Raw genomic sequence first — 21,361 nt, 5'->3', positions numbered from 1 at the left:
CCATAGCGGACCCTAACGAGAACTGGGGGTCCAAGACCGATGGATGAACTGCTGGCCGACTTTGTCGCCGAAACCCGTGAAATGCTGGAGCAATCCGGCAGCGAACTGGTCGCATGGGAAGCCGATCCGTCCGACAAGGCGAGAATCGATACCATCTTCCGCTTCGTCCACACGGTGAAGGGCAATTGCGGCTTTTTCGACTTCCCCCGTCTCGAAAAGCTGAGCCACGCCGCAGAAGACGCGCTGGCGGAATGCCGCGCCGGTCGCCGCGAACCCGACAGCGCCCTGGTGACCGCAGTGCTCGCCATCATCGACCGCATCTCGGAAATGACCGACGCGATCGAAGCGGGCGAGGATCTGGGCGAAGGTGGTGACGAAGCGCTGATTGCCGCGCTCAACCCCGACGGTGAAGTCGAAGTCCAGAGCGATATCGAAATTTCCGTTCTCGAGACGAAGTCCGCCGAAGCGTCCAGGACCGACGATGGCGGCGAGACCCAGAAAGCCGCACCGCGCCAGGGCGTTCAGCGATCGATCCGCCTTCCCGTCGACCTTCTCGACGAGGTCATGAAAGGCGTTTCCGACATGGTGCTGGCGCGCAACGACCTTGCCCGCCGCCTGCGCGAAGCCGGCGAACAGCCGACCATCGACGGCCCCTTCGAGCGCCTTTCGGCCATTCTCGCCGATGTTCGCACCTCGATCACCCGCATGCGCATGCAGCGCCTCGAGCATCTCTTCTCCTCGCTTCCCCGCCTCGTCCGTGACCTCTCGAACGAGCTGGGCAAGCAGGTCATGGTCGACTTCGAAGGCAGCGAGGTCGAGCTCGACCGCGAGATGATCGAAATGGTCCGCGACCCGCTGACCCACATCATCCGCAATGCCATCGATCACGGTGTCGAAACACCCGCGCAGCGCCTCAAGAACGGCAAGCGCGAAATCGGCATGCTGAAGTTCGCAGCCCGCCAGTCGGGCAACCAGATCAGCCTCGTCATCACCGATGACGGCGGCGGCATCAACGTCGAGAAGGTTGCTGCAAAGGCGCTCGCCAACGGCCTGTATTCGCGGTCCGAACTCGACGCGATGTCCGAAGGCCAGAAGCAGAATCTCATCTTCGAACCCGGCCTGTCGACTGCCGATGCGGTCAGTTCGGTTTCGGGCCGCGGCGTCGGCATGGACGTGGTGCGATCCAATATCGAGCGCGTCGGCGGTTCGATCGAAGTTACCAGTAAGCCGGGCGAAGGCACGAGCTTCCACCTGAAGCTGCCGCTGACCCTGTCGATCATTGCCGCCCTGACGGTCGGCTCGGGCGACCAGCGCTATGCAATCCCGCGCAGCTATGTCGAGGAAATCGTCTTCGGCAATTCGAGCCATGTGGAATTCGCCCAGGCCGGCGACCGCCGCCTCGTCACCTTCCGCGACAAACGCGTCCCCTGCCTCTCGCTTGGCGAAGTGCTCGGCAGCGAGACCAACGACAATTGCGAATGGGGAACCAAGACGCTCATCCTCGTTCGCCTTGCGAGCGACGATGTCTTCGCCCTCGCCGTAGACCGCGTGTTCGATCACGAGGATGTGGTGGTGAAGCCGATCGCACCGGCGATCATGGAAACGCGCCTCTATGCAGGCACGACGCTGCTCGACGACGGGCGTCCGATGATGCTGATCGACCTGCCGAGCATTGCGCAGATGCGCGGCATGGCGGGCGGCGTTCGCGCCAAGGCGGCTCCGGTCGAGCGCGAGAAGGAAGTCGAAGCGAAGAAGGCCGTTCCGGTCATGCTCTTCGCAGGTCTCGACGGGCGCCACCGCGCGGTTCGCCTCGAACTTGTCCGCCGCATCGATACGATCTCGCGCGACGCCATCGATATCGAGGGCGACCGCGCCCAGGCGATCATCGACGGCGAAATCCTCACGCTGGCAGGGCACGATACGGGCGAGCTGCCCGAAGAGCGCTGCCGCCTGCTGCGCCTGTCCGACGGCGAGAACGAGCTGGTCTATGCCGTTCGCGAGGTCCTCGACGCAGCCGATGTCACCGACGATGTCGTGCCCAGCGAAGCCGACCGCAACATCGAGGGCGTCACGCTGATCGGCGGCAAGCCGATCCCGCTGCTCGACGGTCATGCGGTCTTCTCGCGCTACAAGGCGGCACGCAAGGTCGATCACACGCTGACCTGCCGTATACCTTCGGACAGCGAATGGGCCCGTACCATTCTCGAACCGCTGGTCTCCGCTGCAGGCTACCGCATCGCAACCGATGATGACGAGGTCGAGGCCGATCTCGACATCGCGCTGGCCGAAGATAACGATGGGGCCAGGGGCATCGCCCGCGAAACCATCCGCCTTCGTCCGGACCCCGAAGATTCGGGCGACGACACCATCTACCGCTACGACCGCGACGGCCTGCTCGCAGCGCTCAAGCGTATCCGCACCGGGAGGGCGGCATGAACGAATTGCTTCTGATGTGCACGATTGCCGGACGCCGGGCGGCGATCCCTGCAGTCGCTGTCCAGTCGGTCATCGAGGTGGAGAACATCACCCCGATCCCCGGCACGCCCGATTTCATCTGCGGCCTGACCGCATTGCGCAGCCAGGCGCTGACCGTGATCGACAGCTCGCTTGCGCTGGGTATCGACCAGCCTTGCGTCTCGCGCGACCAGCGCGCCGCCGTGGTGGAAGTCGAAGGTCATCTCTACGCGATCATGGTCGACGAAGCACATGACGTGGGCGAAGCCCGCAGCGAACCGGTCGCCGTGCCGGGCGGTTTCGGCGATGGCTGGCAGCGCGCCGCTAGGGGCATGGTGGAGACCGACGGTGGTCCCGCACTCCTCGTGGATATTCCGCAACTCGTATCGGGGCCGATAGCGGCCGCAGCTTAAGCGAAAAGTTACCGCCTGCCGTTATGACGGTCTGGCAAGTGAAGGGATCGTTTCAATGAAAACCTGTCTTATCGTCGATGATTCGCGCGTTATCCGTAAGGTTTCGCGTCATATTCTCGAAACTCTCGGCTTCTCGGTCGATGAAGCTGAAAACGGCCAGGAAGGCCTCAACAAGTGCATGGAAAACATGCCCGACGTCGTGCTGCTCGACTGGAACATGCCTGTCATGACCGGCATCGAATTCATCACCCAGCTGCGCCAGCGCGATGGCGGCGACAAGCCGAAGGTCGTCTTCTGCACCACCGAAAATGACGTTGCGCACATCCGCGAAGCGATCAGCGCCGGTGCCGACGAATACGTCATGAAGCCCTTTGACCACGAAACGCTGCAGATCAAGCTCCAGCTCGTCGGCATGGCCTGAACCGGAGGGTCAGAGCCGTGGTGACCGCGCTCCGCTCAGACAGATCAGAGGCGTCACAACGCAAGCCCGCTCCGGGTACCGTACGCGTCATGCTGGTCGACGATTCGTTGACCGTGCGCACGGTGTTCACGCGCATGCTGCAGCGTGCGGGCGGCATGGATATTGTCGCCAGTGCCAGCACTGCGGAAGCGGGGCTGAACAAACTGCGCGAACATCGCGTGGACGTGATGCTGCTCGACCTCGAAATGCCCGGAATGGGCGGCCTCGAGGCGCTGCCGAAAATCCAGCAGCAATCGCCCGAAACCAAGGTCCTGGTGATTTCCTCGCTGACGGCGGAAGGGGCCGAGCACACGGTCGAGGCGCTGCGCATGGGCGCTGCGGACACCATGCTCAAGCCGCGCCCCGGCGGTTTCAATGACGATTATCGCGACCAGCTGATCGGGAAGATCCGCGCGCTGGCGGGCCTTGCCCCGCATGAACTGCCCAAGCGCAGTGCGCCCGAACCCGCCAAGCGCCGCGCCGGCAAGCGCCCGCAGGTCGTCGCTATCGGTGCATCGACCGGTGGCATCCACGCGCTCAACCTCTTCCTGCGTCAGGTCCCGAAGAATTTCGACCTGCCGATACTCATTACGCAGCACCTGCCTGCCAGCTTCATCCCGGTCTTTGCCAAGCAGATGGAAATGGCATCGGGGCGTGAAGCGGTGCTCGCGGATGAAGGCGTCGAGATTCGCCGCGGCCAGATCGTCATTGCGCCCGGAAACGGCCACATGGTGGTACGCAAGACCGCAGGCCGTTACCTCACCGGCCTGGCCTACAATCCCGTGAAGAGCGGCTGCACCCCATCGGTCGATCCGATGTTCGAGACACTGGCAGAAGCCTACGATGGCCACGTCGCCGGCGTCCTCCTGTCGGGCATGGGCCGCGACGGAACCGACGGGGCCGATGCGATCATCGATGCAGGCGGCTCGGTCTACGCACAGAACGCGGATAGCTGCGCCGTCTGGGGCATGCCACGCGACATCACCGAACGCGGTCTGGCGACTGCCGTTCTTCCTCCCGCAGAGCTTGCGGACAAAGTCCTTTCCAGCGTGGGAGCTGATGCATGGCGATAGAAGACGCCTCTCACAAGATTATTGCCGACCTGCTCGAATCGCGGACCGGACAGACCCTGAGCGAGAGCCGCCGTTGGCGCATCTCGACCGCGCTTTCGGGCCTGTTCCGCGAGTTCGGCATCCAGAATGTCGACCAGCTCGCCTGCATGCTGGAACGTCCCGGCGAGCACCAGCTTGCGACCCGCGTGGTCGAGGCAATGCTCAATAACGAGACCTACTTCTTCCGCGATCACGCCTATTTCGCGACGCTCGCGAATACGGTGCTGCCCGAACTCCAGCGCAAGCGCGCGGACAGCAAGCGGATCTCGATCTGGTCGGCAGGCTGTTCGACCGGGCAGGAAGTGCTCAGCCTTGCGATGACGCTCGCCGAGCAGCCGGGCCGTTGGCAGGACTGGAAAATCGACATCCTCGGCACCGACGTATCGGGCAAGGCGATCGCCCAGGCGCGCACGGGGACCTATTCGCAGTTCGAGATCCAGCGCGGCATTTCCGTGGCGCAAATGCTGAATTTCTTCACCGAAACGAAACAGGGCTGGAAGGTCGCCGACAAGGTGCTCGACATGACCCGCTTCGAGCAGCAGAACATTCTCGATTTCCCGCCGATGCCGGGCCGTTTCGACCTCGTGCTGTGCCGCAACGTCCTGCTCTATTTCGACCCGGACACCCGCCGCCGGGCATTCGACCGGCTCGCAAGCGCGACAGCGTCCGATGGCATGCTGATGCTCGGAGCGGGCGAGACCGTGGTTGGCCAGACCGACAAGTTCGAACCGGCATCCTGCGGCTCGGCGATGTACTCGCCCAAGACCGTCAGCGGTGTCTCATCCATACTATCCAGTACGACCTCGAAGGTCGCCTGAGAACCCGGGGCATGCAATCCGAACGAGGCGCTGAGCCGCAGCGCGCCTTGTCTTTCAAGGTAAAATTTCGGTTTACCGTTCTTTAGCGAATGCCCGTTAGCGATTGGAAGCCCGGCACGACTGTCGGCTGCCGAGGAGGTATTGTGCGAGTTCAGTCCGACAAGACACAGCGCGGGACGCAGTTCGCCATTTTTGCGCCCCTCGCCGCGCTGGCCGGGATCGTGCTTGCGACCGCCATCCTCGGCGTGGTCGGACCGCAAACCGGCACGGTTTCTCTCACTGCTGTTCTTGGCGGCGGTCTCGTCGCCTTTTTCGCGAGCATCGTCGCATTCTCGCTCATGGGGATCCGCCATCTTCGCGCACTCGACAGGCTTTCGAACAACGACGCGCTGACCGGCCTGCCCAATCGCCGGGCGCTGCACCGCGACCTGCAAATCGAATTTTCCAAGGAGCAGGAGACCGCTCTGGCATTGGTCGATGTCGACGGCTTCAAGGTCGTCAACGATCACTATGGCCACATCCTCGGCGATGCGGCCATCAAGCAAATAGCCGCGATCATCGCGGATATCTGCGGAGAAGAGGCGCGAGTTTACCGGCTGAATGGCGATGAGTTCGCCGTTCTCATGTCTGGCCAGCTTGCCGGCACCCTGCTGGAGGGCCAGTCACGCCGGGTCATCGAGCGCATGTCCAAGACCATCAAGGTCGAGGACCGCCGCCTGACACTGGGAGCCAGCATCGGGCTTGCGCGCAGTATCCCTGGACAGGAAATCGATTCCTCCGAGCTTCTTCGCCGGTCGGATGTGGCGATGTATGCATCCAAGCGCGGCGGCAAGATGCGCTGCACCTGGTTCAACGAAGCCTTCGATCGCAGCCGCGAACAGCTCAAGGAACTGGAAGATGACCTTCGCGCCGCGCTCGCGCTGGGGCAATTCCATCTGCATTACCAGCCGCTGCTCGACAGCCAGAGCCAGCGTATCACGGCGGTCGAGGCCCTGCTTCGCTGGGACCGCCCGGACGGCAAGGACATCGGACCGAGCGCCTTCATCCCGGTGGCCGAGGAATCGGGTCTGATCAATCCGATCGGTCTTTGGGTGCTGCGGCAAGCCTGTTGCGATGCCGGGCAGTGGGAAGGTGTCACGCTGTCGGTGAACATTTCCGCCGCCCAGCTGCGCAATCCGGAATTTCCGATCCAGCTGGGTCATATCCTCGAGGAAACGGGTTTCGAACCCGAACGGCTCGAGCTGGAAATCACCGAGACCTGCCTCGTGCTCGACCCCGTCGTCGCCGAGCGCAGCCTCGCACTTATTCGCGGCTTCGGCGTTCGCATCGCGCTTGATGATTTCGGCACGGGATATGCTTCGATCGGTTTCCTGCGACAGTTCCGCTTCGAAAAGCTGAAGATCGACCGCAGCCTCGTGGCACAGGCCAGCGAGGACGAGGGCAGCCGCGCAATGATGCTGTCCAGCATCACCGTCGCGCGGGCGATGAAAATGGATGTGACCGCAGAAGGCGTGGAGACCGAAGAACAGGCCGCGATGGTCCGCTCGGCAGGCTGCGACCAGATGCAGGGCTGGCTCTATTTCAAGGCCATGCCCGCCGACGAAATCACCAGACAACTCGCAAAGAGCAATGACGGCGCGAAAGAAGGCGGCCGTCCGGATAAGGGAAGCAAAGTAGCATGAATGCGCCGACCGGGGCCGCCAGCGAACTGATGGCGAACGCCGTACTCCTGCAGGACCATGACGCGGAATTCGAAGCCGAGCCCCGGTTCGATCCTTCCGAAGGAGCGCATCGCGAGGGCGTGCTCGGCTTCTTTGCGGACATGTCCCTCGGGTCGAAGCTGCGTTCGCTCTCGCTCGCCAATATCGGCGCGGTCGTCCTGATCCTGTTTTCCGTCCTCGTGGGTGGCTGGCTGGCGCTCGATCTTCGTTCGGAACGCATGGAGCTTTCGGATGCAATCGCTTCTGCAAGCGAACTGAAGGTGAATGCGACCACCGCGGTCGTCGAGGTCCAGCATTATGCACTGAGCGGAAACCGCGAAGCGCTCGAAAATGGCCGGACGGCAGCCAAGGATGCCCGTCGCAACCTCAATGATCTCGAAGCAATTGCGGGCACTCACCTGCCCCAGCATCTCGACACGATCGAAGCGCTTCGCGGGCAGCTCACCACATTCGAAGGCGATATCGAGCGATCGCGTGCAGCCACCGATGGCGAGCAGTTGCGTGATATTTCGCTGGCTGCCGTGGCTGACGGAAATGCCTTCAATGACGCGAGCACCGAACTGCGCTCCGACCTGATCGCCTACGCCGCCGAACACGACGCCTATTCGCGCACCGTCATCGGTTGGCTCTTTGTCGCCTTCTTCGTGGCGGCTGGCGCAGGGATCGGCCTGATCCTTGTCACAACCAGGATCATCGCACGCGACGTGACCCGGACGGTCGGCCGCCTGACCGACGTTTCGCAGCAGCTGGCCGAAGGCGACAAGCATGTCCACATCCCCGCCCTCCAACGCAAGGACGAGCTGGGCGACCTGGCCCGTTCGCTGGACGTGTTCCGCGAAGCTGCCTTCCGGATCGAGGAACTGGCCAGCGAACAGAACGCCATGCGCAGTGAGCGCAAGGCCGAACTCCAGCGCCTTGCCGTGACTTTCGAAGCGACTGTCGGCGAAGTGGTGAACGGCGTTGCCGCTGCCTCATCGCAGCTCAACACCACCGCCTCGAGCATGGCGTCGACTGCGGAACAGGCGACCCAGCAGAGCGGCGCTGTAAGCCAGTCGATGGAAACGGCTTCGGGCGGCGTGACCGCAGCGGCAGCCGCATCGGACGAATTCGCCATGTCGATCGGCGAGATCAGCCGCCAGGCCTCGCATTCGGCGGAACTTGCCCGCAAGGCCGCGGACGATGCCGAAGGCGCGGACGAGACGATCTCCACCCTCGCCGCTTCGGCGGAACAGGTCGGCCAGATCGTCGAACTGATCCAGTCGATCGCCCAGCGCACCAACCTGCTCGCACTCAACGCCAGCATCGAAGCCGCGCGCGGCGGCGAAGCAGGTCGTGGCTTTGCGGTCGTGGCCAGCGAAGTGAAAGAACTGGCCGCACAGACCAGCCGTGCGACCGAAGAAGTCGCCGACCAGATCCGCAACATGCAGAATTCCACCGGCGCCAGCGTCAACGCGCTGCGTTCGATCGGTGACCAGATCAAGCAGCTCGAAACGACTGCCATCTCGATCGCCAGCGCAGTCGACCAGCAATCGGTCGCGGGCCAGGACCTTGCACGCAGCATCGACCTTGCCGCGCGTTCGACCGACGAAGTGTCTTCGAACATCGTCCAGGTGCGCGAAGCAAGCCTCGCCACCGGAGCTGCCGCATCGCAGGTCCTGGGCAGCGCCGACGCGCTCGAGGCGCAGGCTTCGATCTTGCGCAACCAGGTCGATCAGTTCTTGCAGCAAGTAAGGGCCGCATAGCAAACTGTTAACTATAGGCGGCTATGACAGGAAGACTGGTTTGGGGAGCCGCCTGAAATGAATGCTCAAAGCAATATTCTGGCTGAAGAATTGAGCCGCGAAATCGCGGCAGTGGAAACTGGCAGCACGGCTGAAGGTGCCGAACTCAAAGGTATTTCCGCCTGGTTCATGGCCAAGTCGCTACCGGAAAAAGCGAAGATCACTTCGATTTTCACGCTTGGCGGTGTGATCACCGTTTCGATTGCCGGCCTGGTCGGCATTTCCTACGCCGAATATGCCGGCGCGGCGCGCACGGTTATCCTCCTCGTCGCGATACTCTCGCTGCTTGGCGGCTATTTCAGCCTGCGGTTCCTGCTGAACAATGTGATTGCGCCCTTCCAGCATGTTGCGGGAGAAATGCGGCGCCTTTCGCAGGGGGCACGCGATATCGAGATAGGTGACACTTCGCGCGTCGATGAAATCGGCGATCTCGCCCGCTCGCTGCTGGTCTTCGCCAAGTCCGGAACCAAGCTCGACGAACTCTTCGCCGGTCGCAAGGAGGCCTCCGAAAAGCGCAAGCAGGAACTGCTGGCATTCGCCCAAGGCTTCGAGAACACGATCGGTGAAATCGCCGGAAGCGTCGCAAGCGCTTCAAGCCAGCTCAATTCGACCGCCTCGGGCATGGCAGCCGCTGCCGAGCAGTCTGCTTCGCAGGCCAGCGACGTCTCGGGCGCCATGGAAAAGGCCTCGGGCGGCGTGACCGCAGCCGCAGCCGCGTCGGACGAATTCGCCATGTCGATTGGCGAGATCAGCCGCCAGGCCTCGCATTCGGCGGAACTCGCCCGCAAGGCCGCTGACGATGCCGAAGGCGCGGACGAGACGATCTCCACCCTCGCCGCTTCGGCGGAACAGGTGGGTCAGATCGTCGAACTGATCCAGTCGATTGCCCAGCGCACCAACCTGCTCGCACTCAACGCCAGCATCGAAGCAGCACGCGGCGGCGAAGCGGGCCGCGGCTTTGCCGTGGTGGCGAGCGAAGTGAAGGAACTGGCGGCACAGACCAGCCGTGCGACCGAAGAAGTCGCCGACCAGATCCGCAACATGCAGAATTCCACCGGTGCCAGCGTCAACGCGCTGCGTTCGATCGGTGACCAGATCAAGCAGCTCGAAACGACTGCCATCTCGATTGCCAGCGCGGTCGACCAGCAGTCGGTCGCGGGTCAGGACCTTGCGCGCAGCATCGACCTGGCCGCCCGCGGCACCGACGAAGTTGCCAGCCATATCGGCCAGATGAAGGAAGCCAGCATCTCTGCCGGCGCCGCTGCCAGCCAGGTCCTGGCATCGTCGAGCGAGCTCGAGCAGCAGGCCGGGATCATGCGCTCGGAATGCGATAAGCTCATCGCCCGCATCCGCGCAACGTGACGCGCATCTAGAAATACCCCAAGGAAAAGGGCGGCCCGGGATGACCGGGCCGCCCTTTCGCTTTTCAGCGGGGTCGCTTTCACTCCCACCAGTAGGGCAGGCGCTCCTCGTCTCCGGTCTCGACCTCGTTCATGGTCCTGGCGTCGTAGAGACGGCCCCCCAGCATCACCTGCGCGATATCGTCCGAGTTCCGGATGTTCTCGGCCGGGTCGGCGGTAAGGATGACCAGATCGGCCAGCTTGCCGACCTCGAGGCTCCCGATATCGCGGCCCATGCCGAGTGACTTTGCCGGCTCGATAGTGCCCGCACGCAGCGCCTCGACCGGCGACATGCCGCCGCGCACGAAGCTCCAAAGCTCCCAATGCGCCGCCACACCTGGCTGCTGCCCATGCGCACCGATGCTGACCTTCACGCCGCGATCGGCGAGCTTCTTGGCTTCGCGAGCCGAATTGTCGTCGACGAAGGCCCAGTCGGGTGCCTTGGTCCGGCGTGCAGTCGATGCGAGCAGCATCTTGGGCGGCGTGTGGACCAGCAGCGGGTTGTCGAACACATCCGTCGCCTGGCGCCAGTAGGGATCGCCCGCAAGGCCGCCATAGGTCACCGTCAGCGTCGGCGTGTAGTTCGTGTCGGAGCCTGCAAACATTTGCAGCACATCCTCGTACATCACGTCGACCGGGATATTGTGCTCCACGGTCGAATTGCCGTCGGCGATCAGGTTCATATCCATGCCGAACAGCGAACCGCCCTCGGCCACGACCAGCATGTTCTCGTCACGCGCGGCGGCCACGACCTGCTGGCGTTGCTCACGCCGGGGCTGGTTGTAGTTCTTCACGCTGATACCGCCCTGCGCCTTGATCCGGCGCACGTGGGCAAGAGCATCCTCGTAGCTGTCGATCCGCGCGTAGACGCTGGGCGCCTTGGCGCCGTAGATGATCTCGCCCGTCGAGAATGTGCGCGGAGCGAGCAATGTGCCCGCCTGCTGGCGCTCGGCAGCGGCAAAGATCATGCTGGCGGAGGACGAAGGATCGTGGATCGTCGTCGTGCCCATGGCGAGGGCCTGGACCTGCGACCAGTTCTGCTGCGGGACCAGGTCGCCCGTGCCTTGCGCGCCATGCGCATGGGCATCGACGAGCCCGGGCATGATCACGCGGCCACCTGCATCGATAACGGTCGCGCCGCTCGGCACCTGCACACTCGATGCCGGACCGATCGCGGCAATGCGGTCGCCTTCGATGATGATCGTGCCGTTCTCTATGGTGCCGGCACCCTCGCCCGCCATCGTATGGATGCGCGCGCCGGTGATCGCTACCGTGCCGGTCGCCTTGTCGGCCGCGATCGTGCGGGCCAGCGAGGTTCCCGTGTCGGGAGGCGTGAACTTCGGAGCTTCATCACCCGGTGCATTGGGCGTCAGCGCGCCGGTGCTGGCGCGATAGAGCACAGGCCCCATCGACCAGTGAAGCGTCGACCCATTGTCGGCCCAGCCGATATAGTCCGCACCGCCCTTGCTGACCTTGGTCACCGGAAGCGAGCTTGCCGTTTCACCAACGGTCACGGTCTGGCCGCCGGGAAGCAGCGGCATGGCGAAGACCTCGTAGTTCTGGCGGAAGGCGACGTAGTCCCCGCGCGGTGAAACGCGGAAATCATTGGCCAGATCGCCCTGCGCATGGACGCGGCGTTTCTCGCCATCGAGATCGGCCGAGATCAGCTGGAGATTGCCTCCTGCCCGAGCGAGCAGGAAGACGCGGTCGTCATCGGCGCCGAATTGCGGGGTGGCCGTGTCGCGTGCCACCAGGCGCGGCGTGCCGCCGCTGGCGGAAACCGCGTAGACGCCCTGGCTTTCTGAAAAATCGGGTGAGGTCAGGTAGCCGCCGCCACGCTTTTCGAAAACGATCGTATCGCCATCGGGCGAGAACTGCGGCACCGCATAGTGGCCGCGCTGGCGCGTCACGACGCGTTCGCCGCGACCGCGCGGATCGACCGTCACGATGTTGCCGAGACCGGCATCGGTCCAGCGTACGAAGGCAATGCGGTCGCCGTCGCGCGACCATGTCGGCCAGAGTTCGAGGCTGTCACCGCCGCCCGAAGTCAGGCGACGCGGCTCGGCACTGCTGCCGACCGGCTTGGTGTAGAGCTTGCCGAGACTTTCGAAAACCACGGTGCGCCCGTCGGGCGAAACGCTGGCGAAACGCGGGATCTTGGCAGTGAAGCTGTCGGGCGCGACATCGATCACCGGATGCGGCGCTTCAGCGACCATGCGCGTATCGGTGATGCGGAAGGGGATGTCCTGCGCACCAGAACCATCGGCTGCAACCCGGCGCAGCTTGCCGCCCGCCCAGACGACCATGCTCTGGCTGTCGGGCATCCAGTTCATCATCGGATAGACGCCATAGACCGCCCAGGTCTCCTGCAGGTCGAGATCGAGCGCGCCATAGATCATGCGCTCCTGCCCGCTGGACAGGTCCTTTACCCAAAGCTGGGACTGGTCCTTGTCGCGGCGAACGAAGGCGATGCTCTTGCCGTCGGGCGAAGGCGTCGGGCGGACCGCGCCGCCATAACCACCGACCGCCGTCGTCACCTCGCCGGTGTCGATATCGTAGCGCTCGATGTTGAAGATGCCGGCGTTGGAATCCTGCGCATATTCGAAGATCGGGCCGGAAGTGACGTTGCGCGTATAATAGATCGCATTGCCATCGGGCGCATAGATCGGTTCGCCCAGTTCCTTCTGCACGGCGTCGCTGGCGCGCTTGACGAGCTGGACGCCGCCACCGCCCGAAACATGGTAGAGCCAGATTTCGCCGGTACCGGCGCTGCGCTGCGTGGTGAAATGCTTCTTGGCGACGATGTAGCGTCCGTCGGGCGACCAGCTGGGCTGGTTGAGCAGGCGGAAGGTTTCCTTGGTGACCTGCTGCTTGTTCGAGCCGTCGACATTCATCAGCCAGATATTGTCGCCGCCCCCACGGTCGGAGATGAAAGCGATACGGGTGCCATCGGGCGAAAAGCGCGGCTGGATTTCCCATGCGAGGCCCTCGGCGATGCGCGTAGGCGTGCCGCCGGAAATCGGCATGGTGTAGATGTCGCCCAGCATCGAGAATGCGAGCATGCGGCCATCGGGAGAGACGTCCACGTCCATCCACGTGCCCTCGTCGGTGTCGATCGCGACTTCGCGCAGGACCGACCCGCGCGGGGCGGTGACGTCCCAGCCCTCGTCCTTCTTCTCCGATCCGGGAATGGGGACAGTCGCTGCCGCGGCATCGACTTCCTCGCCGCTGCCTTCGGGCGGAAGTTCGTCCTGCGAGGCATCGACCTCCTGCTCCTCGACCGGGTTAGGGCTCGGTTCGGGCTCCTGGTTTTGTGCGTGGGCCGAGCCTGCGCACAATACGAGCGCGAGGGCGGAAGCGATGCTGGTCTTCATGAAAGTCTCTCCCCAATGAGATGTGGGGGAGGCTTAGACGCGGCGGGTGGCGATTGGCAAACCGCCAATCGACGAAAGGCTTCAGCGAGCGCTCGAACGCTCTACCAGCCGGACAGGAACGCGCCTTTCGGCCTGCTCCTCGCCGGCGGCAAGTGCAGTCTCCACCAGCAAGCGACCGGCTTCGGCAAAATCCGGCTCGACCGTTGTGAGGGGCGGATTGCTGAATTCGCCCGATCCCAGTCCGTCGAAACCGACGACGCCGACCTTGCCCGGCACATCGACGCCGCGCGTTGCGAATTCTTCCAGCGCACCGAGAGCCATGGCGTCGCAGGCGAAGAAAAGGCCGTCGAAGTCGGCGCCCGACTCGACCAGCTGGGCGGCCGCATTGCGGCCTTGCGAAACGCGGTCTTCGCCATCCGAAACGATCGGATCGCGGACTTCGAGACCAGCCGCAGCAATGGCTTCCTGATAGCCTTCGAAACGTTCGCGGAATTGTTTCTGCGACGAGTTGGTGTCGCCGACGAAGACGATGTCCTTCGCACCGCTGGCGATCAGGCGCTCGACTGCAATCCGCCCGCCATCGCGATTGTCCGAGCGCACCCAGACCGCATCGTCGAAGGGCGAGCCCCAGAAGGCGATTGCCCTGCTCGACCGGGCGACATCGCGGAAATAGTCCCATGCAGGGCCATTGGTCGCAGTGCCGATCACGACGACCCCGTCCGCCTGTCGGCGCCCGACGTAATGGCCGAAAAGTTCGTCTTCCTTCGCCTGGAAGGACACGAGCGCTTCATAGCCCCGTTCTGCAGCGGCCGCGCAGGTGCTGCCGAGCAGGCTGTAATAGAAGGGGTTGATCGCAGCCGGACCCTGCCCCTCGCGCCCGATGACGACGATGGCGATGGTGCCGGTCTCGCCCTTGCGCAGTCCCGCTGCGCGCATGTTGACGTGGTAGCCGAGCTCCGCTGCAGCCTGCTCGACGCGACGGCGGGTTGCCTCGGTGATCGTTTCCGATCCCGACAGCGCGCGACTGACCGTCGACTGGCTTACTCCGGCACGTTCGGCGACATCGATGGAAGTAACCCTGTGCGGGCGCTCGTTCGCGTCTTTTGTCATATTCGCTGCAATCTCCCCGCCCGCCCCTAACCCAAGCCAAACAAGATTGCGAGAGGCCTTGCGCACCGCGGTTCCGCATGAAAAAAGACGGGTTCAATTCGAAGGTGGGGATCAATGGAAAACCGTCGTAGCGAACGGCATGAGGTCAAGGTCGCCGGAGCCTGGCGCCAGCGCAACAATTACGCGCGCGAGATCTGGATCAAGGACATCTCGAAGACCGGCTGCCAGTTTTACGACCGCTTCTCGATCCTGGAGGTCGGCAAGGAAATTTCGGTCAAGGTCGGCAAGATCGGCCCGCTCCCGGCGATGGTCCGCTGGCGCGATGGGCATACGGTAGGTGTGTCTTTCGACTACAAGCTGCATGACGGCGTGCTCGATCACATCGTGAAATTCATGTCCGAAAAGGGCGATGAAGAATAACCTCGCTGTCTGACAGGCCATGAGCGGCACCACAGTATCACAGGGCGATCGGGATCTGGGATCGAAGGTCCCCGTCCGCTTCGTGCACAATGACAGGTTCGGCGCGCGAGAAGCGATCGCGTCGGAGATTTTCGAGGCCCTGCTCCTGCAGCGTCCGGACATCATGAGCTCATTTGCCGAAAACGGCGACCTGTGCTGGACGGTGCAGACATGGTGCCGGCTGCGCGATGCCGGATTCGGCGGAATTGAAATCGCAACAGAGCCCGCCGAAGGCCGCATCAACATCGCCAAGGCCAAGACACTCAGCCGGTCCGGACCGGGTAAGGGGCTGTTCCAGGTCTCGATCCAGGCCGACTACCCGCGCGTCCTTTGGGCGCAGTTCCACATCCAGCAAAATGCCGATCTCCTGTGCGACGACGCCGCACTGCAGTATCTCTGGCCGCAGGCAGGCATCATTCCGCGCGATCCGGCCCGCGAAGGCGTGAAGCGGGTCGGCTTCCTTGGTAATGTCGACGGAAATCTCGCCGCCAGCGAAGACGAATGGCGAGGCCTGATGGCACAGCGGGGGATCGAATTCGTCGCTCGCCCGGCCGAGCGGTGGCACGACTTTTCAGATATCGACGTTGCCGTCGGCTTGCGCAGCTTCGGCAATTCGCGCCATTCGCGAAAGCCTGCCAACAAGATGATCAACGCCTGGATTGCCGGCGTACCTTTCGTTGGCGGCGCGGATTCTGCCTTTGCGCAGGTCGGCACCGCGGGCATCGACCATTTGCTTGCCACCAACCGGCAGGAATTGCTGATGCAGGTCGAAAGGCTGCGGAGTGACGCGTTTCTCTATCAATCGATCGTAAGCGCCGGGCACCAGAAGGCCGAAGCCTTCGCGACCGACAGGCTGGTCGAGCAATGGGTCAGCCTGCTCGAAGGGCCGATTTCCGCGCGCTACAATCAATGGGCCGCGCACCCGCGCCGCGAACGCACTCGCACTCTCGCATACGGCGCCGCGCAATCGACCGTAGAGGCGGCCAAGGTCGTCGGCAGGAAACTTTTGGGCCGTGGATATGAAGAGTGAGTGATCGTCGCCGCATCCTGCGCGGGGTTGCCGCAAATCTCGCTTCGATCGCCACCCGCATTCTCGTCCAGTTCGCAACGCTGCCGATCTTCTTCGCCAGCTGGAGCGCGGAGCGGGTCGGGACGTGGCTGATCGTATTCTCGGTCCCCGCGTACATTGCCCTTGTCGGGACGGGCTTCGCAGGCGCCGGCGGCGCAGCCGCACTGACCGCCGCCCGCAGCGGCGACATGCCGCGTGCACGCAGCGACTTTAGCACCTCGTGGTCGATCGGAGGGGTAGCGACCGCCATGCTGGCCCTGTTTTTTGCTGGCACCGCCATGTTTGCCGCACCGGCCTTCATCGATCCCGGCGATGGGGTTGCGATCATGGATGTCGCGGCAGCCGCGGCATGGCTCGGGCTCTATATCTTCGCGACCAGCCAGATGGCGGTGTTCGATATCCCGTTTCGCGTGGCCGGGCGCTATCCAGATCATATCTTCCTCTACAATGCCGCCAGCCTGGTCGAGATCGTGGTGATTGCCGCCGCCGTCACCTTTTCGGACAGCCTGGCCACGCTTGCCATGTGCCTAGCGCTCACCCGATGCATTGCGGCCGCCGTCATCTATTTTGCCGCGCGGAAAGCCAGCCCCGAATTGTTCGCCGGCCCGCGCAAGCCGGCGCGCGAAAGCCTTGCCGAGATCTGGAAACCTTCGCTCGCCTTCATGCTGATGCCGCTGGTCTTCGGCATCAATTTGCAAGGCTATGTGCTCGTGGTCGGAGCAGGTTTCGGCGCTGTCGTGCTCGCAGGCTTCGTCGCCACACGAACGCTGACGCGACTGCTCGACCTGTTCACCAACATGTCCTTCGCGATGCAATATTACGAGAGCGGCTATCTGGAGGGCGACCGGCGAGACCTGCAGCGCCGCTTGCTGGCGACCATGACCCTTGTATCGCTTGTCGTCTCCGTGCTGTTCGGGGCCGCCCTGCTGGCCGCAGGTGCGTGGCTGCAAAATCTCTACACACTGGGCCAGACGGCCTTCAACCCTGCCGTTGCCGTGATCCTGGTCGTGGCCGCTACCTTGCGCGCCTTGTCGGCTGCCCCCGTCGCCGTGCTCGCAGCAGACAATCGGCATGCGCGCCTGATCGGCATCTACCTGACCGGCTCCGTTGCCGCCCTGATATTGGGGATCGCGCTGATGGCCGTGGACGTGCCTCTCCATATCCTCGTCCTTCCGCTCATCCTTGCCGAGGCCAGCCAGCTCATCCCGGCTCTCACGAGGGCGCTCAGGACACTGGAGTGGAGCTTTCCCGATTACTGCGCGCAGGTCATCTCGCGTGAACGGGCAGAGGATGTTCGTAATCTGATCGGCCTGCTCAAGGCAAAGCCATGACGGGCCTGTTTTCTCGCCACTCCTGGCGCTAGAAGCTTCGCCAGTGTACGATTTCCTGCTCCTCGCCTCTGTCATCGTCTTCATGGCGACAGTGATCGCCTATCTGCGCCACCCGGCGGCGGCGCTGGCACATCCGGCCAGCTTCTACCTCGTCTTCCACGGCTTCATCTTCGTTTTCCGGCCGCTGGTCGCACGCTGGTACGATTTCGACTTCGTCTATCGCCTGTACGATTTCCAGCCGTCGATGTCCGACAAGATCACGGTCATCCTTGGCGCGAACCTCGGCATGCTGGTTTTCATCGCGCTGACCCTCGGCATCGGCTCAAGAGCGCCCGACGCACAACCGCGCGAGGCTTACGACCGGATACGCGCGGTGGTGTTCAAGCCGTTCCTCGCCGCGATAGCGCTGCTCACTCCGATCGCCGCCTATTCGCAGATCGGCAACTGGGTCCTGCGAGTGAACAATTTCGAGACCATGGTACGCGATGCAGCAACCGGGAACATGGTCAACATCCAGGGCAATGGCTGGTTCACCGACGCCGCGCTGATGATGGCGCCAATGGCCGTCATGACGGTCTGGCTGTCGCGCTACCGCTGGTGGGGATGGGCCTATTTCGCCGGCTTCGCATTCCTCCAGGCAGGCACGGGAACACGCCACGCGATCATCTATGCGACCGCTGCCGTCGCCATCTGCTGGCTGCTGGAGAAAGGCCGCAAGTGGTTCGACTGGCGCGCGGTTGCACTCGCGCTGGTCGCAGCCGTCGCCTTCAACCAGATCGTGATCGACCGCGGCGGCGCGGTCCGCTCGATCGTGGCCGAGGACCTCGGTGATGGATATATCGACGAACAGACGCTCGATCCGCTCGAACACATGGACTTCGCCAGCCTCGAGTACTTCGAATACCTTGTTTATGCGGTTCCCCAGCGCACCGGCACTTACGATTATTTCGCCCATGTCCTGCAGGTTTTCACCGAGCCTGTCCCGCGTGCGATCTGGGAAGACAAGCCCGTCGGGTCGCCCATCCAGCACTTCTCGCTGTGGGATTATGGTCGCCCGATCGGCATGACCGCCTCCATGCCGGGGATCGGCTGGATGAGCCTCGGCTATCCGGGCATCGTGATCCAGGCTTCGATCTTCGCGATCATCTTCGGAGGGATTTACCGATTTCTGCTGATGCGAAGGGGTGGTCCGCTCGCAAGGCTGGCTTATGCGCTGGCCATTGCGATGACCGTGCTGGGCTTTCGCGACGGCACCTTGCTGACCCTCCTGCGGACCCTGCCCTTCTATTTCGGGCCGTTCCTGCTCGCCTTGGTTTTCATGCGAATCTCGCGGCCGACCGGCATTCGGGATGCGCTGCTCCAACAGGAAGCCAACACGCCCCGCTTCCTCGAACAGACCCCTGCCGAAAGGCGCCGCGCGCTCGCCGCAAAGGCCCCCTGAGACAGCCGATAGGTTGCACCGCGCAACTTACACTTTCCCTCGCCGCGCGCTTGGGGTAGTCTGGTGCTCATGGGAGAGAGACCAACGAGCAACCGCGCCACCGATTTCGATGTGCTGATCGTGGGTGCCGGCATTTCCGGCATCGGCATGGCAGCGCACATGCGGGAGAAGGCGCCCGATCACAGTTTCGCGATCGTCGAACGGCGCGAAAACCTTGGCGGCACTTGGGACCTGTTCCGATACCCCGGTATCCGCTCGGACAGCGACATGCACACGCTGGGCTTCGATTTCGAGCCATGGAAGCACGAGAAATCGATCGCCGACGGGCCGTCCATCCTCGAATATCTCGACCGCATCGTCGATGAGCGCGATATCCGCCGCCACATCCGCTTCGGCCACAAGGTCATTTCGGCCGACTGGCGCGGGGCAGACGCGCGCTGGCACGTCACTCTCGAAACCGACGATGGCGAGCGTAAGATGCTCACCGCCAACTGGCTCTATCTCGGCTCGGGCTATTACGATTACGATGAACCCTATGACCCGGGCTTCGACTTCGGCGACTTCAGCGGACAGGTGATCCACCCGCAGTTCTGGCCCAAGGACCTCGACTATGCCGGCAAGAATGTCGTCGTGATCGGCTCGGGCGCGACGGCCGTCACGATCGTCCCCTCGATGGCGGACAAGGCGGCCCAGGTCACCATGCTCCAGCGCACGCCGACATGGATGTTCTCGCGTCCGGCGAAGGACGGGCTGGCAAACTTCCTGCGCAAGATCCTGCCCGAAAAGCTCGCCTATCGCATCACCCGCTTCAAGAACATCAAGCTGCAGGACATCGGCTTCAAGCGGGCGCGCAACAAGCCCGAGAAGGTCAAGCAGTTCCTGCACAAGAAGATCAACAAGATCATGGGCGAGGACTTCGACCTCACCCCCTTCACCCCGCCCTATGACCCCTGGGACCAGCGCCTGTGCCTTGTGCCCGACGATGACCTGTTCGAGGCGATCAAGAGCGGCAAGGCCGAGGTCGTGACCGGCCACATCAAGGCGTTCGAAAAGGGCGGCGTGCGTCTCACCGACGACACTTTCCTGCCAGCCGATATCGTCGTCACCGCGACCGGGCTCAAGCTGGCCGTGGCGGGCAAGATCCAGCTTTCGCAGGAAGGCCAGCCGGTCGATCTGGCCGATCGCTTCTATTACAAGGGCTGCATGTTCTCGAACCTGCCCAACCTCGCGGTGGTGTTCGGTTATCTCAACGCCAGCTGGACGCTGCGCGCCGACATCAATTCGGACTACGTCTGCCGCGTGCTGAACGAGATGAAGGCAAAGGATGCGGATGTCGCCGTCCCCGTCCTGCCCGAGAACCACAGCCTGGAGGAAGACGACATTTTCGACTTCTCGTCCGGCTATATCCAGCGATCCAAGCACATCATGCCCAAGAACGCGGTCAATTATCCGTGGCGGCTCAACCAGGAATATGTGCTCGATCGCAAGCGGATGAGCACAGACCCGGTCGATGACGGCATCCTGTCGCTGCGCCGCAAGGGTGCCAATGCCCGCGGGGCGGAAGAAGAACTCGAAGCAGCAGAGTAGCTTTCCGCTGCCAGCCGCATTACGAGTTCGGGCATGACTGATCGCATCTATACTGCGGGCCTCGTCGTCATCGGCGACGAGATCCTCTCGGGCCGCACTCACGACAAGAACATCGCGCAGGTCGCCAGCTGGCTTCAGGTCCAGGGCATTCGCCTGTCCGAGGTGCGCGTGGTGCCCGATGTGATCGAGCGGATCGTCGAAGCGGTCAATGCGCTGCGCGAAGCCTACGACTACCTTTTCACCACCGGCGGGATCGGTCCGACGCATGACGACATCACCGTCGATGCCGTGTCGCAGGCGCTCGGCGTGCCGGTTATCATCCATCCCGAGGCGCGCGCGATCCTCGAGAAATACTATGCCGACAAGGGTGGCCTTACCGAAGGGCGGCTGCGCATGGCGCGCGTTCCCGATGGCGCGGAACTGATCCCCAATCGCATGTCGGGCGCGCCGGGAATCCGGATCGGCAATATCCACCTGATGGCAGGCGTGCCGCACATCACCGCGGGAATGCTCGATGCGCTTACCGGCAGCCTCGAAGGCGGCGCTCCGCTGATTTCCGAAACCGTGGGCGGTTTCATTCCCGAAAGCGAGGTTTCCATCCTGCTTCGCGATGTCGAAAACGCCTACGAGAATTGCCAGATCGGCAGCTATCCCTTCTTCCGCGACGGGCGCGTGGGGTCTAACTTCGTCGTGCGCTCCACCGACCGGGCCGAACTCGACAAGTGCCTGAAGACATTGTGCGAAGGCCTGACGGAAGCGGGCTTCGATTTTACCCACGGCGGAATCTGACCGCAGCTTGCGCTGGACGCGAAGCGCGCTAGCCTTGCCGCA

The 21,361-nt window shown here is 63.3% G+C and carries 16 protein-coding genes; 14 read left to right on the top strand and 2 right to left on the bottom strand.

The annotated features are described in order from the left end of the window. Positions 1 to 39: 39 nt before the first annotated feature. The 8 genes from K3136_RS11280 to K3136_RS11245 all read left to right on the top strand — a co-directional run bounded on the left by K3136_RS11280 (position 40) and on the right by K3136_RS11245 (position 10,121). On the top strand, positions 40 to 2,436 hold the full coding sequence (locus K3136_RS11280; RefSeq protein ID WP_221430410.1) for a chemotaxis protein CheA: 2,397 nt from the start codon (positions 40 to 42) through the stop codon (positions 2,434 to 2,436). Further along, positions 2,433 to 2,867: a chemotaxis protein CheW gene (locus K3136_RS11275; protein WP_221430409.1), complete on the top strand. Its 435-nt coding sequence runs from the start codon at positions 2,433 to 2,435 to the stop codon at positions 2,865 to 2,867. The genes K3136_RS11280 and K3136_RS11275 overlap by 4 nt, the downstream gene beginning before the upstream one ends. Positions 2,868 to 2,922: 55 nt before the next feature. Then, positions 2,923 to 3,288 carry a response regulator gene (locus K3136_RS11270; protein WP_221430408.1) on the top strand — a complete coding sequence of 122 codons (366 nt, stop codon included), beginning with the start codon at positions 2,923 to 2,925 and terminating at the stop codon, positions 3,286 to 3,288. Positions 3,289 to 3,377: 89 nt separating this feature from the next. Continuing rightward, complete coding sequence (gene cheB / locus K3136_RS11265; protein WP_221430407.1) at positions 3,378 to 4,400, top strand: chemotaxis-specific protein-glutamate methyltransferase CheB; 1,023 nt, start codon at positions 3,378 to 3,380, stop codon at positions 4,398 to 4,400. Beyond that, a complete protein-coding gene (locus K3136_RS11260) occupies positions 4,391 to 5,257 on the top strand; it encodes a CheR family methyltransferase (protein ID WP_221430406.1) in 867 nt (288 codons plus the stop codon). Before cheB ends, K3136_RS11260 begins: the two co-directional genes overlap by 10 nt. Positions 5,258 to 5,400: 143 nt before the next feature. Then, a complete protein-coding gene (locus K3136_RS11255; RefSeq protein ID WP_247711339.1) occupies positions 5,401 to 6,939 on the top strand; it encodes a putative bifunctional diguanylate cyclase/phosphodiesterase in 1,539 nt (512 codons plus the stop codon). Then, entirely contained in the window at positions 6,936 to 8,720 is a 1,785-nt protein-coding gene (locus tag K3136_RS11250; RefSeq protein WP_247711338.1) for a methyl-accepting chemotaxis protein, read from the top strand. Before K3136_RS11255 ends, K3136_RS11250 begins: the two co-directional genes overlap by 4 nt. A gap of 57 nt (positions 8,721 to 8,777) precedes the next feature. Beyond that, a complete protein-coding gene (locus K3136_RS11245; protein WP_221430404.1) occupies positions 8,778 to 10,121 on the top strand; it encodes a methyl-accepting chemotaxis protein in 1,344 nt (447 codons plus the stop codon). A gap of 79 nt (positions 10,122 to 10,200) precedes the next feature. Here the strand turns inward: K3136_RS11245 and K3136_RS11240 are convergent, their stop codons facing one another. Then, positions 10,201 to 13,533, bottom strand: coding sequence for an amidohydrolase family protein (locus K3136_RS11240; RefSeq protein WP_221430403.1), 3,333 nt, complete (start codon positions 13,531 to 13,533; stop codon positions 10,201 to 10,203). An 81-nt stretch (positions 13,534 to 13,614) separates the two neighbouring features. Then, positions 13,615 to 14,643, bottom strand: coding sequence for a LacI family DNA-binding transcriptional regulator (locus K3136_RS11235; RefSeq protein WP_221430402.1), 1,029 nt, complete (start codon positions 14,641 to 14,643; stop codon positions 13,615 to 13,617). 114 nt (positions 14,644 to 14,757) lie between these two features. Here K3136_RS11235 and K3136_RS11230 point away from each other — a divergent pair, with 114 nt between their 5' ends. The 6 genes from K3136_RS11230 (at position 14,758) to K3136_RS11205 (ending at position 21,319) form a co-directional block, all read left to right on the top strand. Then, positions 14,758 to 15,063 (top strand): PilZ domain-containing protein, encoded by a 306-nt coding sequence (locus K3136_RS11230; RefSeq protein WP_221430401.1) that lies wholly within the window; start codon positions 14,758 to 14,760, stop codon positions 15,061 to 15,063. 19 nt (positions 15,064 to 15,082) lie between these two features. Further along, a complete protein-coding gene (locus K3136_RS11225) occupies positions 15,083 to 16,132 on the top strand; it encodes a hypothetical protein (protein ID WP_221430400.1) in 1,050 nt (349 codons plus the stop codon). Continuing rightward, positions 16,129 to 17,502, top strand: coding sequence for a polysaccharide biosynthesis protein (locus K3136_RS11220; RefSeq protein ID WP_221430399.1), 1,374 nt, complete (start codon positions 16,129 to 16,131; stop codon positions 17,500 to 17,502). The genes K3136_RS11225 and K3136_RS11220 overlap by 4 nt, the downstream gene beginning before the upstream one ends. A gap of 43 nt (positions 17,503 to 17,545) precedes the next feature. Next, complete coding sequence (locus tag K3136_RS11215) at positions 17,546 to 18,943, top strand: hypothetical protein (RefSeq protein ID WP_221430398.1); 1,398 nt, start codon at positions 17,546 to 17,548, stop codon at positions 18,941 to 18,943. A gap of 69 nt (positions 18,944 to 19,012) precedes the next feature. Beyond that, positions 19,013 to 20,530: a flavin-containing monooxygenase gene (locus tag K3136_RS11210; RefSeq protein ID WP_221430397.1), complete on the top strand. Its 1,518-nt coding sequence runs from the start codon at positions 19,013 to 19,015 to the stop codon at positions 20,528 to 20,530. A 33-nt stretch (positions 20,531 to 20,563) separates the two neighbouring features. Then, complete coding sequence (locus K3136_RS11205; protein ID WP_221430396.1) at positions 20,564 to 21,319, top strand: competence/damage-inducible protein A; 756 nt, start codon at positions 20,564 to 20,566, stop codon at positions 21,317 to 21,319. The last annotated feature ends 42 nt before the right edge of the window (positions 21,320 to 21,361 follow it).

This window comes from Qipengyuania gelatinilytica (assembly GCF_019711315.1).
Taxonomy (GTDB): Bacteria; Pseudomonadota; Alphaproteobacteria; order Sphingomonadales; family Sphingomonadaceae; genus Qipengyuania; species Qipengyuania gelatinilytica.
Note: the sequence above shows the minus strand (reverse complement) of the source record. Positions and strands in the feature narration are given on the sequence as shown.